The following is a 16,755-nucleotide window of genomic DNA, read 5'->3' on the forward strand; positions in this document are numbered from 1 at the left end:
GGCTAACAACTACATATTTATAAAATTATTTAATATTTTAGCACCTTCAACACCACTCTTTTCTGGATGAAATTGTACACCATAAAAGTTTTTGTGCTGCAATGCCGATGCATAATTTAATCCGTAATCTGTTTTGGCAATGGTTTCGTTACAGTGTTGGGCGTAATAGCTGTGAACCAAATACATGTATTCGTTTTCTTCAATGCCTTTAAACAAATCGGATTTTAAGTCTTTTATTACATTCCAACCCATTTGTGGAACTTTTACCGCATTGGAAAACTTTTTTACATGGGTTTTAAAAATGCCCAAGCCTTTGGTATTGCCCTCTTCGGTAGATTTGCACATAAGCTGCATGCCCAAACAGATACCCAAAACGGGCTGCTTTAGTGTTGGAATTAAAACATCCAATCCGCTTTCTTTTAGCATTTTCATTGCGCTACTTGCTTCTCCCACGCCTGGAAATATTACTTTATCTGCTGCAATAATCTCATCTGGGTTATTGGACAAAACGGCATTGTAACCTAAGCGTTTAAATGCAAACTGAATGCTTTTTATGTTTCCTGCGCCATAATTAATAATTACAAGTTTCAAATTTTTGTTTTTTATTTATTTAATAATTTTAGATTTTGAAACTTATAATTACAAAATCCAAGTTTCGAAATCTAAATTCCAAAGCTCAGTGTAACTGGTTGGAATTTTAATTTATTTTTTTTTGGAATTTTATAAAACCCCTTTTGTTGATGGTAAAATCATTTTTTCTACATCGCGTTTTACGGCCATTTTAATGGCTTTGGCGAAGGCTTTAAAAATGGCCTCTATTTTGTGGTGCTCATTTGTACCTTCTGCTTTTATATTCAAATTGCATTTTGCACCATCGGTAAACGATTTAAAAAAGTGATAAAACATTTCTGTTGGCATTTTACCAATCATTTCGCGTTTAAAATCGGCTTCCCAAACCAGCCAGTTTCTTCCTCCAAAATCTATGGCAGCTTGTGCAAAACAATCGTCCATGGGCAAACAAAATCCGTAACGCTCAATGCCTAATTTATTACCTAGAGTTTTGTTGAATAATTCGCCCAAAGCAATCGCTGTATCTTCAATGGTGTGGTGCTCATCAACTTCTAAATCGCCATCTACTTTTATGTTTAAATCTAATTGTCCGTGGCGCGCAATTTGGTCGAGCATGTGATCAAAAAAAGCAAGGCCTGTATCAATTTTGCTTTTGCCCGTACCGTCTAAATTAAGCTGAATTGCTATTTTGGTTTCGTTGGTATTTCTAACAATCTCGCCTGTTCTGTCTTCCTTTTTTAGAAACTCGTAAATAACTTCCCAATCGTTGCTCTCTAAGGCAATATAAGAGTCTAACTCGTCTCGTTTAACTGTAATTTCATCGGTACCTAAATGGGTTTCATCATTTATAAAAATGCCTTTGGCTCCCAAATTTTTTGCCAATTCTACATCGGTTAACCTATCGCCAATTACAAATGAGTTTTCTAAATCGTATTCCTCAGAAAAAAACTTGGTAAGCAACCCCGTGTTGGGTTTACGTGTTGGCGCATTGTCTTTAGCGTAAGTTTCGTCAATGTAAATGGCATTAAATTTTATACCTTCTCCCTTAAACGTTTCTAAAATAAAATTATGAATGGGCCAAAATTTTTCTGATGGGTTATCGGGCGTTCCCAACCCATCTTGATTGGTAACCATTACGATTTCGAAATCCAGTTCTTTACAGATTTTACCTAGATACTGAAATACTTTGGGGTAAAAAATTAGCTTTTCAAAGGCATCAACTTGCTCGTCTGCGGGTTCTTTTATTAAGGTGCCGTCTCTATCTATAAATAGTACTTTTTTCATTTTAATGATTTTAAAGCGCTTATCAATTTTTCATTTTCGTTTTTAGTACCCACTGTAAACCTTAAACAGTTTTCGCAACCATGTTGGGTAGCTCTATTTCTAATCACAATCCCTTTATCTATAAGTTGATTATATCGATTGGTGGCATTATCAACTTTTACCAACACAAAATTAGCATCGGTAGGATATATTTTTGAAACAAAACTTATTTGTTGCAACTGCGAAATTAACATTTCTCGTTCTTTAAGAATGGTTTCAATTTGATTTTTTGCTAAATTTGGTATAGCTAATTGCTCGATGGCTTTTTGTTGGGTAAGTTCGTTTACGTTGTATGGCGGTTTAATTTTGTTTAAAACAGAAATAATAGCTTCTGATGCAAAGCAAATTCCTAATCTAATTCCTGCCATTCCGTATGCTTTTGAAAGGGTTTGAGTTACTATTAAATTAGGAAATTCATTTATTTTTTTAATCCAACTTTCTTCATTCGAAAAATCAATATAAGCTTCATCAATAACTACAATACCATCAAAATTATCGATTAGCTTTTCAATATTATTTGAGTCAAAACTATTGGCAGTGGGATTATTGGGCGAACATATAAAAAGCAGTTTCGTGTTTTTATTTTGGGCCTTTAAAATGGCATCAATTTTTGGCTGAAATTTTCCATCTAATTGAACCGCTTTAATTTCTATCGCATTAACATTAGCCAACACGCTATACATCCCGTAGGTTGGTGGTAGCGTTATGATGTTGTCTTGATTGGGTTCGCAAAAAGCTCTGAAAACAAGATCTAAAACCTCGTCGCTTCCATTTCCTAATAGTATATTTTTTTCAGAAACACCTTTAATTTCTGATAAAATAGATTTCAATTTTCGCTGTTGCGGATCTGGATAACGATTAACACCATTTTCAAACGGGTTTTCGTTGGCATCTAAAAATACCATGGCATCGCTGTTGCCATGAAACTCGTCTCGTGCGGAAGAATACGGTTTTAGGGCTTTTATGGTTGGACGAATAATGTCGTTTAAATTAAATATTGTTTTCATAATTATATTGCGAACTAAGTTCGAGAGATTCCTACCTTAGCAGGAATGACAAATTTATTTTAAATCTTTTAATCTCAATGAAACGGCATTTTTATGCGCTTGCAAACCTTCGGCTTCTGCCATTAATTCTATGGTTTCACCAATGTTTTTCAAGCCTTCTTTTGATAATTTTTGAAAGGTCATGCTTTTTAAAAAACTATCTAAATTAACACCAGAATAGGCTTTACAAGCCCCGTTTGTTGGCAAGGTGTGGTTTGTTCCAGAGGCATAATCGCCAGCACTTTCAGGCGTGTAATCGCCAATAAAAATAGAGCCAGCGTTTAAAATACCATTAACATAAAAATCTTCGTTTTTAGTACAAACAATAAAATGTTCTGGGCCGTATTCATTAATTAAATCCAGTGCTATTTCATCATTTTCAACATAAATCAATTTAGAATTGGCGATGGATTTTTCAGCAATCGCTTTACGCGGAAGCACGCTTAATTGTTTTTCAACTTCTTCTGAAACCTCATTAATTAATTGGTTTGATGTTGAAACTAAAAGGACCTGACTATCGGTACCGTGTTCGGCTTGACTTAATAAATCTGATGCTATATAGCTTGCATTAGCAGTATAGTCTGCAACCACTAACAATTCGCTTGGGCCCGCAGGCATATCTATAGCCACACCAAATTTTGTGGCTAATTGTTTGGCAACAGTTACATATTGGTTTCCTGGGCCAAAAATTTTATAAACTTGCGGCATGGTTTCGGTGCCAAAAGTTAAGCCCGCAATAGCTTGAATACCACCTGTTTTAAAAATTTTTGTTACACCACAAAGTTTAGCGGCATACAATATTTCTGGTGCTAATTCGCCTTTTTTATTAGGTGGTGAGCACAGTACAATCTCTTTACACCCTGCTATTTGTGCAGGAACGCAAAGCATTAAAACGGTAGAAAACAATGGTGCCGTACCACCGGGAATATATACCCCTACTTTTTCTATGGGACGTTTTTCTTGCCAGCATAAAACCCCTTTTGTAGTTTCTATTTCGACTTTGGTTGTTTTTTGCGCTGCATGAAAAGCTTCAATGTTTTGCTTAGCGTTTTTTATGGCATTTTTAAGCGCAACCGACAGCTTGCCTGTTGCTTCTTCAATGTCTGTTAACTCAACAATATTTGTTTTTAAATTAACGCCGTCAAACTTTTGGGTGTACTTGCCAATGGCTTTATCACCCTCTTTTTTTATGGCTTCAAAAACCTGATTTACAATGCCTTCTATATCGCCTACGGTTTGGGTTGGGCGCTTTAAAATTTTAGGCCAGCTCTCTCGTTTTGGATTGTGTATTATTTTCATTACTGTTTTTTATTCATTTCCGCGAAAGCGAAATATTTTTAAACAAAGTACTTTTTATGATTAGTGAGATCGTTAGATTTTCGCTTACGCGGAAATAAAAGAACCAATAACTATAGCACCATTTTTTCAATTGGGCAAACTAAAATACCTTCTGCTCCGTTGGCTTTTAAAGCTTCAATAACATCCCAAAATTCGTTTTTATCAATAACCGAGTGCACAGAGCTCCAGCCTGCTTTTGCCAATGGTAAAACGGTTGGGCTGTTCATTCCTGGAAGCAAGTTAATGATATGGTTTATTTTTTCGTTTGGCGCGTTTAATAAAATATATTTGGATTTACGGCCTTTTAAAACCGATTGCATTCTAAATTGTATCGTGTTTAATATGGCTTGTTTTTCTTGATTTAAAATTGGCGATACTGCTAATACAGCTTCAGATTTTAAAATCACTTCAACCTCTTTTAAGTTGTTTTTAAATAAGGTGCTTCCGCTTGAAACAATATCGACAATAGCGTCTGCCAATCCTATATTTGGAGCAATTTCAACCGAACCGTTAATTATATGAAGTTTCGCATTTACACCGTTTTCATTTAAAAAACCCTGTACCGTATTAGGATACGATGTGGCAATTCGCTTACCTTCTAAATCTTTAATAGTTTTATAATTTGAAGATTTTGGTACGGCAATACAAACCCGACAGGTTGAAAAACCCAGTTTTTCGGCCACTTTAATGTTATTACCTTTTTCTATTAAAACATTTTCTCCAATAATGGCGGCATCTACCACACCATCTTTTAGGTATTGTGGTATATCGCCGTTTCGCAGATAAAACACTTCTACCGGAAAGCCTTTGGCCGAGGCTTTTAATTGGTCTTTTCCGTTATCGATGTAAATGCCAATGTCTTTTAAAATGCGCATCGAGTCTTCGTTTAAACGTCCCGATTTTTGCACTGCAATTTTTAATTTACTCATTTTCAATAGTTTAATTGTTATCCGTTAACGGGATAAAAAAGATTCCCGTTTTAACGGGAATTAAAAAACCCGCTTGATGGTCTCAAACGGGTTTAAAAATATGCTGATTTTATTCAATACATCTTCAGTTCGCTTGAGAGCAAATATGAAAATGATGATGTGCTTGAATAGGCTTCATTTTTTGTTTTTTCTTGTTACAAATATCTGTAAATAATATTTATAATTCCAAAAAAAGCTTAAAAATTTTGTAATTATTGGTTTTTCTTCATTATAATTATAATTGATTATTTATTTGTTAAAATAACGATAAAAAAACTGAATAATTTAATTTACGGTTTATTGATTGCCCAGTATAATTGGCATACCGCTATCTCCAGAGCCAATAACCACTACCTTACTATTTGGTGATTCAGATAATTTAATGGTGGCCTCTATACCTTTATCTTGAAGTATCTTATCGGTTAACGATGCACTTAATATACGGTTTGCATCGGCTTTACCTTGGGCCTCAATAATTTGTTTTTCGGCTTCTTTTGCGGCGGTAACCAATCTAAATTCGTACTCCAAAGATTCTTGTTCTTGCTTTAATTTACGCTCGATAGCATCTTTAATAGTTGATGGCAAAGTTACATCGCGCACCAAAACCTCGTTTAGTTGAATGTATTGATCTTGCACGATTTTTTTAGTTTCTTCAAAAATTTCTTGTTGAATCGCATCCCGTTTGCTAGAATATAATTGCTCTGGCGTATAACGCCCTACAACGCTTCTGGCTGCACTACGAATAGCAGGAAGCAAAACACGCTCTTTGTACATTTCGCTTTTTTCTTGGTGTAATTTCCCAAGGTTTTTAAAATCTGGCTGAAACCAAACAGAAGCCTCTAATTTAATGTCCAAACCGTTAGAGGAGAGTACATTCATTTTCTCGGTGATTTCTTGTTGTCTTACCTCATAAACATAAACTCTGTTCCATGGTGCTACTATATGAAAGCCCTCGCCCAAGGCAGGCTCATCAATAACAACACCTTCGCCAAAGGTTTTAAAAAGTACTCCGGCTTCTCCAGAACCAATGGTTACGGCAGATTTTGATAGTAATATAACGACAACAATCGCTACAATTACAAAGGGTAATGCAATTTTTGGTAATTTTTCCATTTCTAATTTATTTTAAATTAATCCGTTATATTTTCTTAAAAACCATTCGCTTGTTAAGCTTATTGCAATAATTAAGAGTAAATATTTCCAAGCCAGCAAAGGTATGATATTTTTATTGCTTTTTTGAATAGTTGTATAACGATTATTACTTAATAAATTGTTAATTAAATTGTTTGAATCGTCAATAAAATAGCTTGTTCCACCAGTGTTTTTAGCCAACTGTTGTAGCTTTGACACATTGGCGTTTAAAAATTGCTGCTCGACATTGTATTCTAAAATTTTAAAGGTGCCTGATTTTGAGATGTTTTCGTTTGTAGCCTTAACCGAAAAATTATATTCTGAAGGTGGCAAACTACTTAAATCGACTTGATAATTATTATTTTTTAAAATAAGAGGATATACTTTTTCTTCGTTTGAATTTTTATTTTTTACAGTGATAATTAGCGTTTCCCGAGTATCGAACATATAATTCTTATCGAAAAACTGCGCTTTAATAACAACATTTGTACTCCCGTTATAAAACGATTCGTATTCAACATTCAATCGGTTTCTGCGTTTATTTGAAGCTAAATATTGAACGAGCTTCCCTAAAAAATCATCAAACGCGTTAAACGATTTTGTGTTTAAAAAACTTTGGGCACGCCATTGCCAGATGTTTTCTCCGAATAAAAGGGCTTCTCGCCTATTGCTTATTTCAAAAGTTAGCAATAGTGGTTGGTTGGTAGAAACATTACCCAGTTTTTTATTGAGTAAAGCTTCAAAAGGAATTGAGAAATTTACAGCTCCAAAATTTGATTTTAAGGGTGGAAACGATTCAAAATCAATTCCGTCAATAATAAATGGTGCATAGTTTAGATTTAATTCGGCTTGATAATCTTCTGTTTGATTTGTTATTTCGTGAGTAAAATTTTTACTTATGCTATTCACAAAATTTAAGTCGGTTTTAGATCCAATAATTATAAATCTGTTTTTGTTATCTTTATCAATTACATCAAATAATTGCCTAAACTTATTGTTTGGCTGATTGATTACAATCAATTGAAAATCAGTTATTTGATTAAGTATTTCATTTAGATTTAAAAACACCACGGAGCGTTGCTCGTTACTTTCAATACTTTTTTTAAGTGCGCCTAAATCGGGGTGCGGAAAATCGGAAACAATGGCAATTTTTGTTTTTTGATCGATGACTTCAACTGCAAAATTCTTGGTATTATTAATAATATTTTTCTCGTTTTCAATAGGGATTATGCTCGCTTTAAAACTACTAACACCAACACTATTTGCAGGCAATGTAAAGTTAATGGTTATAGAATTTTTATGCTTTGTAAAATTAACCGCTTGCGAGTAAACCGTTGTGTTGCCACGAGTAACCACAAAACGAGAATTAACATTAGCATTTCCGTTGTAAGTTAATATGGCTTCAATGGGGAAGCGATTTTTTAAGTAGGCGTATCTGTTAACATTGAGTTGTTTTATTTTTAAATCTGTGTGGGTTACGGTATCGCCTAAAATAATTGGATAAATTGGGGTTTTAAATTTAGAGGCTATAAACTCGTAATCGTTACCGAGGGTTTGGTTGCCATCGGAGATTAAAACAGTAGCTGTATTTTCAGTATTATAGACTTGCGATAGCTTATTTAACGCATTGGATATATTGGTTTGTTTTTCGGAAAACATAACGGAATCAAACGGTTTTAATTGTTCTGCGAAGCTGTATTTAGAGATGTTAAACCTGCTGTTCAATTCGCTGTTTTGGGCTAGCTTGTCTATAATTCTTAGAGCATTTTCGGTTTGTTTTAAATGTTTTATAGAGCTGGAGTTATCAATAGCTATTACTAAGTTTGGTTTTTCTGTGGTTAGCGTAACATGTTCAAACTTTGGATTGATTAGTAATAAGAAAACTGAAAACAAGGTAATAAACCTTAAAAATGAAAAAAGCATATTCAATTTAGACATGCTTTTCTTTTTGTTAAAATACTGAAAAAGCGCTAATAAAAGCGCTATAATTCCAGCAATAACAATGTATAATATAGTTTCTGTTTGCATTAAAGCTTAAAGCTTTTATTTAAGAGATTCCCTCTTTCGGGAGAATGACAAAATAGATTAAGTTAGCATACCACCATCTACATTTAAGGTTTGCCCTGTTACATAAGCACTCATGTCGCTGGCTAAAAACACGCAAACATTGGCAATGTCTTCTGGAGTGCCGCCACGTTTTAAAGGAATTCCGGCACGCCATCCTTTTACAACTTCTTCATCTAATTTGGCTGTCATTTCGGTTTCAATAAAACCCGGTGCAACCACATTGCTTCGTATATTTCTTGAACCTAACTCTAATGCCACCGATTTTGAAAAGCCTATAATTCCGGCCTTAGAGGCTGCGTAATTGGTTTGTCCTGCATTTCCTTTTACGCCAACCACCGAACTCATGTTAATTATAGAGCCTTTGCGTTGTTTTAGCATGGTACGCTGTACAGCCTTGGTCATGTTGAAAACCGATTTTAGATTGACTTCGATAACTTTATCGAAATCTTCCTCGGTAATACGCATTAATAAATTGTCTTTAGTTATGCCGGCGTTGTTTACCAAAATATCGATACTACCAAATTCTGCCACAACATCTGCTGCTAATTTTTGAGCTTCATCAAAATTTGCTGCATTGCTTTTGTAGCCTTTAGCTTTTGTACCTGAGGCATTTAATTCGTTTTCAAGTTCTTTTGCTGCTTCTACAGAAGAGCTGTATGTAAATGCTACATTGGCACCTTGTTCTGCAAACACTTTTGCTATGCCTCTTCCTATACCTCTACTTGCTCCTGTGATGATGGCTGTTTTTCCTTCTAATAATTTCATTTTATAGTTAGTTTATTAGGTTTTTAATACTGAATTTTCTATCTACTCAAATATAATGATTACCTATTCATATTACAACATTCCTAGTAATTTTAATATGAACTTGTTTTGCGTTAGGGATTGAGGCATTTGTTGAAGCTCTCCCGATTTTTCATCGGGAAGCGACTGCCGAAAGCCCGACCCTTGTGGTAACGCCCAAATAATTTCAAAAAAAAAATCCGTTAACGCAACTAGCTAACGGATTGCCTATTTTTTTGGAATAATTAGCTTAAAACTTCAGCTATTTTTTTTCCAATTTCGGCAGGAGAATCCACAACGTGAATTCCACATGCCCTCATAATTTTCTTTTTGGCTTGTGCTGTATCATCGCTTCCGCCAACAATAGCGCCAGCGTGCCCCATGGTTCGTCCTGCGGGAGCGGTTTCGCCGGCAATAAAACCAACTACGGGTTTTTTGCTTCCGCTGGCTTTGTACCAGTTTGCGGCATCGGCTTCTAATTGCCCGCCTATTTCGCCAATCATAACAACGGCTTTGGTTTCTGGATCGTTAATTAATAGCTCAACAGCTTGTTTTGTTGTAGTGCCAATAATGGGGTCGCCACCAATTCCAATGGCTGTTGTGATTCCTAAGCCTTGTTTTACAACTTGGTCTGCGGCTTCGTAAGTTAGGGTACCTGATTTTGAGACAATGCCCACTTTTCCTTTTTTGAAAACAAACCCAGGCATAATACCAACTTTGGCCTCACCCGGAGTAATAACGCCTGGGCAATTTGGGCCTATTAATCTGCAATCTTTATTTTTTATATAATTTGAAGCCGTAATCATATCGGCAACCGGAATACCTTCTGTAATAGTGATTATCACTTTAATACCTGCATCTGCAGCTTCCATTATAGCATCGGCGGCAAATGCTGGCGGAACAAAAATAATAGTTGTATCTGCACCAACTTTTTGTACGGCTTCTTGTACGGTGTTAAAAACAGGTTTGTCCAAATGGGTTTGCCCGCCTTTACCTGGGGTAACACCGCCAACTACATTGGTACCGTATGCTATCATTTGGCTGGCGTGAAAAGTCCCTTCGCTACCTGTAAAACCTTGTACTATTATTTTTGAATTTTTGTTTACTAAAACACTCATAGAAGATTATTTATCGTTTTATTTAATCACTTACAAAAGTAATTTTTTGAACTCTATTTTTAAAGTAAAAACCGAATTACTTTTTTTCGTTTTGCTTTAATTTTTCCAGGAGCTCCGGAATTTTTCTTAGTGATGCGATTTCTTTGTATTTTAATCGAGAGTCGTCTGCAGGGATACCAAAATAACTTTTGGCGCCTTTTAAGGATTTACTAACACCCGATTTTGCAGAAATTACGGCTTTTGCCCCAATGGTTATACCACTTGCAATGCCAACTTGCCCCCAAATGGTTACTTCGTCTTGAATAATAACACAGCCTGCGATACCAACTTGCGAGGCTATTAAGCATTTTTTACCAATAATGGTATCGTGCCCTATTTGCACTTGATTGTCTATTTTTGTGCCTGCTTTTATAGTTGTATCGGCAGTTACTCCTCTATCAATGGTACAAGCTGCTCCTATATCAACGTGGTTTTCAATAACTACGCGTCCGCCTGATTTTAACTGGTCGAATCCAGATGGCCTGTTTTTGTAATAGAACGCATTGGCGCCCAAAACAGTGCCTGAGTGAATTTCTACATGATTGCCAATAACGGTATTATCGTAAATGCTTACATTGGAATGGATAATACAATGGTCTCCAATTTGGACATTGTTCCCTATAAAACTATTGGGCTGAATTATTGTGTTTTTACCAATTTTGGCGGTTTTGGATATTTGGTTGTTTGAAGGTTGAAATGGCTTGAAATAATTGGTAAGCACATTGAAATCCCTAAACGGATCGTCGCTTATAAGCAACGCTTTTCCTTCGGGGCAATCTACTTTTTTATTGATTAGCACAATGGTGGCATTGGATTCTAGGGCTTTACCGTAATATTTTGGGTGATCTACAAAAACAATATCTCCTGCATTAACCACATGAATTTCATTCATGCCCAAAACAGGGAAATCTTGGGCACCAACATACTCGCAATCTATTAATTGCGCAATTTCTTTCAGGGTATATGGCTTAGGGAATTTCATAGTATAAGCTTGAGTTTGCTGTTATTTGCAATACAGAATAAAATGACAAGGCAAGTAAAGCCTTCTGCGAAGTAAAACCGCCTACCGGTTTTTATTCTTTTACACGCTCTTTATATGTACCCTTATCGGTTTCTATCTTTATTTTATCGCCCTCATTTATAAACAAAGGTACGTTAACTTCTGCTCCGGTTTCAACCGTGGCTGGTTTTGTAGCGTTAGTTGCTGTATTTCCCTTTACTCCGGGTTCTGTTGCCGTTACTTCTAGAATTACACTAGCTGGCATTTCTACCGATAATGGCATGTTGTCTTCTGTATTTATTATTACGGTAACAATCTCGCCTTCCTTCATTAAATCCGGCCGGTCTAAAGCAGCTTCCAATAGCCGGATTTGCGTGTAATCTGCTTCGTTCATAAAATGATAAAACTCGCCATCGTTGTATAGATACTGAAATTTATGGGTTTCAACACGTACATCATCGATTTTATGACCAGCAGAAAAGGTGTTTTCCAATACCTTTCCGCTTGTTACGCTTTTCATTTTCGTTCTTACAAAAGCTGGACCCTTACCTGGCTTTACGTGTAAGAATTCAATTATTTTATAGATGTCGTTGTTGTATTTTATGCACAATCCGTTTCTAATATCTGATGTAGTAGCCATTTGTTATTTGTTAATATGCTTGGTGTGTTAAGCTGATTGATTTATTAGTTTGATTTGAAATACCCTTTCATGATGCCGCGGTGCGAATTTTTTATGAATTGGAGTATTTCGTCGCGTTCTGGAGTAGCTTCCATTTCTGCCTCTATAATTTCTGAAGCTTGAGTATTGTTGTAGTTTTTTTGGTAGAGTATTCTGTAAATATTCTGGATTTCCCTTATTTTATCTGTGGTGTAGCCGCGGCGTCTTAATCCTACAGAATTTATACCCACGTAAGACAAGGGTTCTCTTGCTGCTTTTACATAGGGTGGCACATCTTTTCTAACCAGCGAACCGCCCGTTACAAAAGCATGATTTCCTATTGATACAAATTGATGAACGGCCGTCATGCCTGCTAAAACCACAAAATCGCCTATGGTAATATGGCCTGCCAATGTACTGTTATTTGAAAAAATGCAGTTTTTACCAACAATACAGTCGTGTGCAATGTGGCAATAGGCCATGATTAAACAATTATCGCCAACAACGGTTTTCATTCGGTCTGCGGTTCCTCTGTTTATGGTAACGCATTCGCGAATGGTAACGTTATCGCCTATTTCGGCGGTGGTGTCTTCATCGTTATATTTTAAATCTTGGGGCACAGCAGAAATTACCGATCCTGGAAAAATATTACAATTTTTACCAATTCGCGCTCCCTCCATTATGGTAACGTTGCTGCCTATCCAGGTGCCTTCTCCAATCTTTACGTTATTGTGTATGGTTGTAAAGGGTTCAATAACAACGTTTTTGGCGATTTTAGCACCGGGATGCACGTAAGCAAGTGGTTGGTTCATAGTTATTTAACTTTAGATATTTGAGCCATTAGTTCGGCTTCTGCGCATAATTTTCCGTTGGCATAAGCATAGCCTTGCATGTGGCAAATACCACGACGTATGGGTGTTATTAAATCGCATTTAAAGATTAATGTATCTCCAGGAGATACTTTTTGTTTAAACTTAACCTTGTCCATCTTCATGAAAAAGGTTAAGTAATTTTCTGGATCGGGTACGGTGTTTAAAACAAGAATGCCTCCTGTTTGTGCCATAGCTTCAACAATTAAAACACCGGGCATTACGGGTGCACCTGGGAAGTGTCCTTTAAAAAACTCTTCGTTCATGGTTACGTTTTTGGTGGCTATAACATGGTGGTCTGAGAGTTCGAAAACCTTGTCGATTAGCAAAAAGGGTTGCCTGTGCGGTAGCATTGCCATAATTTGGGTAATGTCCATTAATGGTGTTTGGTTTAAATCTACATTTGGCACGTTGTTTCGACGCTCGTTTTTTATAATTTTAGATAGTTTTTTTGCAAACTGTGTATTTACAAAATGACCGGGTTTATTGGCTATTACCTTTCCTCTAATTCTTGTACCAACCAGTGCTAAATCGCCTAAAACATCCAGTAATTTATGTCTGGCTGCTTCATTGGGATGATGTAGGGTAAGGTTGTCTAATATCCCGTTTGGTTTTACTGCTATGTTATCTTTTTTAAATGCTACCCTTAGTTTTTCCATGGTTTCTGGAGATAGTTCTTTGTCAACATAAACTATGGCATTGTTTAGGTCTCCGCCCTTAATCAATCCGTGTTCCAATAGCATTTCAATTTCGTGTAAAAAGCTAAAGGTTCTCGAATCTGCAATGTCTTTTTTAAAATCAGATATATCATTTAAGGTAGCGTTTTGGGTGCCTAATACCTTTGTTCCAAAATCTACCATAGTGGTAATCTGGTATTGTTTGGCGGGCATAATTAAAATTTCGCTTCCGGATTCTTCATCGGTATAGGAAATAACATTGTTAACAACATATTCTTCTCTAAAAGCATCAAGTTCTACGATTCCAGATTTTTCGATGGCTTCAACAAAAAACTTTGAGGACCCATCCATAATTGGCGGTTCAGACTCGTTTAATTCGATAATGGCGTTATCAATATCTAAACCTACTAAAGCAGCGAGCACGTGCTCTGAGGTTTGTATGGTTACGCCGTTTTTTTCGAGGCAAGTACCACGCTGTGTATTGGTTACGTAGTTGGCATTGGCTTCGATAACGGGTTCTCCCTCTAAATCTATGCGTTTAAACGCAAGCCCAGAATTGGCAACTGCCGGTTTAAATGTTAGAGTAACGTTTTTTCCTGTATGCAAGCCAACGCCGGTTAAGGACACCTGGTTCTTTAGTGTTTTTTGCTTTATTTCTGTGTTAACTATTCCCATTTGTTTTTTTCTAAATCATTAATGTTTTTAACAATTTTTGGTAGATTTTTAAAGTGTACGTAAGATTTGTTAAAATCGGCATACGGCAAAGCCGGAGAGCCTTGTAACATTTCATTGTCTTTTACATTTCTGCCTATTCCGGATTGGGCTTGTATTTTAACGTTATTGCCAATTGCAATGTGCCCAACAATGCCTACTTGCCCTCCAATTTGGCAATTCTCTCCTATTTTGGTAGAACCTGCTATTCCGGTTTGGGCTGCTATTACGGTGTTTTTGCCAATCTCTACATTGTGGGCTATTTGTATTTGGTTGTCTAATTTTACACCTTGCCTAATAACGGTTGATCCTAATGTGGCTCTATCTATGGTAGTTGCAGCCCCAACTTCTACATGGTCTTCGATAATAACATTTCCTATTTGTGGTACTTTGCTATATTCCCCTTTGTTGTTTGGTGCGTAGCCAAAGCCATCGGCTCCAATAATAACGCCGGAATTGATAACGCAATGTTTGCCTATTATGCAATCTGAATATATTTTGGCTCCAGAAAACACAACAGTATTATCATCTATAGCCACATTGTCGCCAATGTAGGCATTGGGGTAGATTTTAACATTGTTGCCCAGGTGCACGTTTTCTCCAATATAAGCAAATGCTCCTATATATACATTCTCGCCATGTGTTGAGCTATCAGATAAAAAAACGGGGCTTTCGATACCTGTTTTGTTGTTTTTTATTTGATTGTAATATTCTAGTAATTTTGAAAACGATTTGTAGGCATCTTCTACTTTTATAAGCGTAGTGCGTATTTTGTTTTCCGGATTGAAGGTTTTGTCCACAATGGTTATCGATGCTTTGGTAGAATATATATATGGTGTGTATTTAGGGTTTGCAAGAAAGGTTAAAGATCCTGCTGTACCTTCTTCAATCTTTGATAGTTTTGATACCTCTATATTGGTATTGCCAACCACTTCGCCCTCTAAAATATCTGCTATTTGTTGTGCTGTAAATTTCATCTGCTTAAAAGTAATGTGGTTATAAAGTCAGATGCAATTCGCACAGGGAAAATATTGTTTATCGTTATTGTTTTAAGTATGCTCATTTCACACTTTAATATTTGTTGTTTTATAAATTACCGCAAAAATAGGAAAAATGTACTAAAGTTTTTCATGAGATGGCATCTATTGTTTATTGGCTTAAATATAGGCTTTTGGATAACAGATATAATATTTGGTTACGGGTTTGGACAGGGCTTTAAGGTTTAGCTGGTCGGATGCTTTAACAATATCCTCGATTTTACCCGATTTGTGCATTATATTTATATTTTGGTGTTTTAGCTGATAGGCCTGGTTTGAAATATGACCGTTAAACACAAAATAAGAAGCCTCTTGGTTGGTTATTCCGTATTGTTCTGTTAGCGCTTTTAAATGATTTTCCAGCTTATGGTTTTTAATACGCTTGTTCTTCATTTTAATTTTCAGTAAATTTCTATTTATTATCATTTCGCATAAATTGCGCAGTACAAAATCGTTGTGGTGTTGCCATGCTTTCATTGCTGAAACAATATCGTAATCATCTAACTGCGAAAAGATATTTAAGGTTTCGTTGTTAAAATCGTCTATCGAAATTTCACGGTGCAAAAAATACTGAAGTGGCTTGCTGGCATTTAACTTTGCCCCTTGGTTGGTTAACTCCTTGGCACGCTTTAAAACCCTAATAAGCAGTTGCTCTGCCACTAAACCGGTTTTGTGCAAATATACCTGCCAGTACATTAGCCTTCTGGCCACTAAAAATTTTTCGACACTATAGATGCCTTTTTCTTCAACCACCAATTCGTCGTCCACAACATTCAACATGGTTATTAAGCGCTCGCTGTTAATGTTGCCTTCTGCAACGCCCGTGTAAAAACTGTCGCGCTTTAAATAATCGGCCCTATCCATGTCCAATTGCCCAGAAATTAGCTCGCACATAAAATTGCGGTGGTACTCGCCTTTAAATATGCTTATGGCCAACGTTAAATTTGAGTTAAATTCTTCGTTTAAACGCTCCATAAAAAGCAACGAAATTTGCTCGTGCGATACGTTGTTTACAATACTGTGCTCCATGGCATGCGAGAACGGGCCATGGCCAATATCGTGCAACAATATAGCAACATACAGGGCTTCTTCTTCTACTTTGCTAATACTAACTCCCTTAAACCTAAGCACATTAACCGCCTGCTGCATTAAATGCATGCAGCCAATGGCGTGATGAAAACGCGTATGGTGCGCTCCGGGATACACCAAATAAGACATGCCCATTTGAGTAATTCTGCGCAAACGCTGGAAGTACCTGTGCTGTATTAAATCGAAAATAAGGGTGCTTGGTATGGTAATAAAACCGTAAATTGGGTCGTTTAATATTTTAAGTTTGTTCAATCGTTAAAGTTTTTATTTACTACTTTACAAATATAACCAATGAAGCCCATAATGGGCATTTAAAACAATAACACATTTA

At 36.2% G+C, this 16,755-nt stretch carries 15 protein-coding genes; all 15 read right to left on the reverse strand.

Features of this window, described 5'->3' with window-relative positions; translation table 11 throughout:
• Positions 1 to 9 precede the first annotated feature (9 nt).
• The 15 genes from hisH to ACFSQS_RS03140 all read right to left on the reverse strand — a co-directional run bounded on the left by hisH (position 10) and on the right by ACFSQS_RS03140 (position 16,676).
• Complete coding sequence (hisH, locus tag ACFSQS_RS03070) at positions 10 to 591, reverse strand: imidazole glycerol phosphate synthase subunit HisH (protein ID WP_388013916.1); 582 nt, start codon at positions 589 to 591, stop codon at positions 10 to 12.
• A 129-nt stretch (positions 592 to 720) separates the two neighbouring features.
• Positions 721 to 1,854 carry a bifunctional histidinol-phosphatase/imidazoleglycerol-phosphate dehydratase HisB gene (hisB, locus tag ACFSQS_RS03075; RefSeq protein ID WP_388013919.1) on the reverse strand — a complete coding sequence of 378 codons (1,134 nt, stop codon included), beginning with the start codon at positions 1,852 to 1,854 and terminating at the stop codon, positions 721 to 723.
• Positions 1,851 to 2,900 carry a histidinol-phosphate transaminase gene (gene hisC, locus ACFSQS_RS03080; protein WP_388013921.1) on the reverse strand — a complete coding sequence of 350 codons (1,050 nt, stop codon included), beginning with the start codon at positions 2,898 to 2,900 and terminating at the stop codon, positions 1,851 to 1,853. Before hisC ends, hisB begins: the two co-directional genes overlap by 4 nt.
• Positions 2,901 to 2,954: 54 nt before the next feature.
• Entirely contained in the window at positions 2,955 to 4,238 is a 1,284-nt protein-coding gene (gene hisD / locus ACFSQS_RS03085; protein ID WP_388013924.1) for a histidinol dehydrogenase, read from the reverse strand.
• Between the two features lie 110 nt (positions 4,239 to 4,348).
• Complete coding sequence (gene hisG, locus ACFSQS_RS03090; RefSeq protein WP_388013927.1) at positions 4,349 to 5,206, reverse strand: ATP phosphoribosyltransferase; 858 nt, start codon at positions 5,204 to 5,206, stop codon at positions 4,349 to 4,351.
• A gap of 336 nt (positions 5,207 to 5,542) precedes the next feature.
• Complete coding sequence (locus ACFSQS_RS03095) at positions 5,543 to 6,358, reverse strand: prohibitin family protein (protein ID WP_388013931.1); 816 nt, start codon at positions 6,356 to 6,358, stop codon at positions 5,543 to 5,545.
• 12 nt (positions 6,359 to 6,370) lie between these two features.
• Positions 6,371 to 8,404 (reverse strand): VWA domain-containing protein, encoded by a 2,034-nt coding sequence (locus ACFSQS_RS03100; protein ID WP_388013934.1) that lies wholly within the window; start codon positions 8,402 to 8,404, stop codon positions 6,371 to 6,373.
• A gap of 57 nt (positions 8,405 to 8,461) precedes the next feature.
• Entirely contained in the window at positions 8,462 to 9,208 is a 747-nt protein-coding gene (fabG, locus tag ACFSQS_RS03105; protein WP_388013937.1) for a 3-oxoacyl-[acyl-carrier-protein] reductase, read from the reverse strand.
• Positions 9,209 to 9,471: 263 nt separating this feature from the next.
• Complete coding sequence (gene sucD / locus ACFSQS_RS03110) at positions 9,472 to 10,344, reverse strand: succinate--CoA ligase subunit alpha (protein ID WP_388013940.1); 873 nt, start codon at positions 10,342 to 10,344, stop codon at positions 9,472 to 9,474.
• Between the two features lie 76 nt (positions 10,345 to 10,420).
• Positions 10,421 to 11,365, reverse strand: coding sequence for a UDP-3-O-(3-hydroxymyristoyl)glucosamine N-acyltransferase (locus ACFSQS_RS03115; RefSeq protein WP_388013943.1), 945 nt, complete (start codon positions 11,363 to 11,365; stop codon positions 10,421 to 10,423).
• Positions 11,366 to 11,456: 91 nt separating this feature from the next.
• Complete coding sequence (gene efp / locus ACFSQS_RS03120; RefSeq protein ID WP_388013946.1) at positions 11,457 to 12,023, reverse strand: elongation factor P; 567 nt, start codon at positions 12,021 to 12,023, stop codon at positions 11,457 to 11,459.
• A gap of 44 nt (positions 12,024 to 12,067) precedes the next feature.
• Positions 12,068 to 12,853, reverse strand: coding sequence for an acyl-ACP--UDP-N-acetylglucosamine O-acyltransferase (gene lpxA, locus ACFSQS_RS03125; RefSeq protein WP_388013949.1), 786 nt, complete (start codon positions 12,851 to 12,853; stop codon positions 12,068 to 12,070).
• Positions 12,854 to 12,855: 2 nt separating this feature from the next.
• Entirely contained in the window at positions 12,856 to 14,262 is a 1,407-nt protein-coding gene (locus ACFSQS_RS03130; protein WP_388013952.1) for a bifunctional UDP-3-O-[3-hydroxymyristoyl] N-acetylglucosamine deacetylase/3-hydroxyacyl-ACP dehydratase, read from the reverse strand.
• Entirely contained in the window at positions 14,253 to 15,275 is a 1,023-nt protein-coding gene (gene lpxD / locus ACFSQS_RS03135; RefSeq protein ID WP_388013955.1) for a UDP-3-O-(3-hydroxymyristoyl)glucosamine N-acyltransferase, read from the reverse strand. The genes ACFSQS_RS03130 and lpxD overlap by 10 nt, the downstream gene beginning before the upstream one ends.
• A gap of 180 nt (positions 15,276 to 15,455) precedes the next feature.
• On the reverse strand, positions 15,456 to 16,676 hold the full coding sequence (locus tag ACFSQS_RS03140) for an HD domain-containing protein (protein ID WP_388013958.1): 1,221 nt from the start codon (positions 16,674 to 16,676) through the stop codon (positions 15,456 to 15,458).
• Positions 16,677 to 16,755: the final 79 nt, after the last annotated feature.

Origin of the sequence: Gelatiniphilus marinus, from assembly GCF_042684345.1 — a bacterium.
In the GTDB taxonomy this organism is placed as follows: Bacteria; Bacteroidota; Bacteroidia; order Flavobacteriales; family Flavobacteriaceae; genus Gelatiniphilus; species Gelatiniphilus marinus.

Bases quoted from the DNA above. Each gene is read 5' to 3' on its own strand.
- lpxD (WP_388013955.1), bottom strand. From the start codon at position 15,275: ATGAAATTTACAGCACAACAAATAGCAGATATTTTAGAGGGCGAAGTG.
- ACFSQS_RS03115 (WP_388013943.1), bottom strand. From the start codon at position 11,365: ATGAAATTCCCTAAGCCATATACCCTGAAAGAAATTGCGCAATTAATA.
- efp (WP_388013946.1), bottom strand. From the start codon at position 12,023: ATGGCTACTACATCAGATATTAGAAACGGATTGTGCATAAAATACAAC.
- hisB (WP_388013919.1), bottom strand. From the start codon at position 1,854: ATGAAAAAAGTACTATTTATAGATAGAGACGGCACCTTAATAAAAGAA.
- sucD (WP_388013940.1), bottom strand. From the start codon at position 10,344: ATGAGTGTTTTAGTAAACAAAAATTCAAAAATAATAGTACAAGGTTTT.
- lpxA (WP_388013949.1), bottom strand. From the start codon at position 12,853: ATGAACCAACCACTTGCTTACGTGCATCCCGGTGCTAAAATCGCCAAA.
- hisG (WP_388013927.1), bottom strand. From the start codon at position 5,206: ATGAGTAAATTAAAAATTGCAGTGCAAAAATCGGGACGTTTAAACGAA.
- hisD (WP_388013924.1), bottom strand. From the start codon at position 4,238: ATGAAAATAATACACAATCCAAAACGAGAGAGCTGGCCTAAAATTTTA.
- ACFSQS_RS03130 (WP_388013952.1), bottom strand. From the start codon at position 14,262: ATGGGAATAGTTAACACAGAAATAAAGCAAAAAACACTAAAGAACCAG.
- ACFSQS_RS03100 (WP_388013934.1), bottom strand. From the start codon at position 8,404: ATGCAAACAGAAACTATATTATACATTGTTATTGCTGGAATTATAGCG.
- fabG (WP_388013937.1), bottom strand. From the start codon at position 9,208: ATGAAATTATTAGAAGGAAAAACAGCCATCATCACAGGAGCAAGTAGA.
- hisC (WP_388013921.1), bottom strand. From the start codon at position 2,900: ATGAAAACAATATTTAATTTAAACGACATTATTCGTCCAACCATAAAA.
- ACFSQS_RS03095 (WP_388013931.1), bottom strand. From the start codon at position 6,358: ATGGAAAAATTACCAAAAATTGCATTACCCTTTGTAATTGTAGCGATT.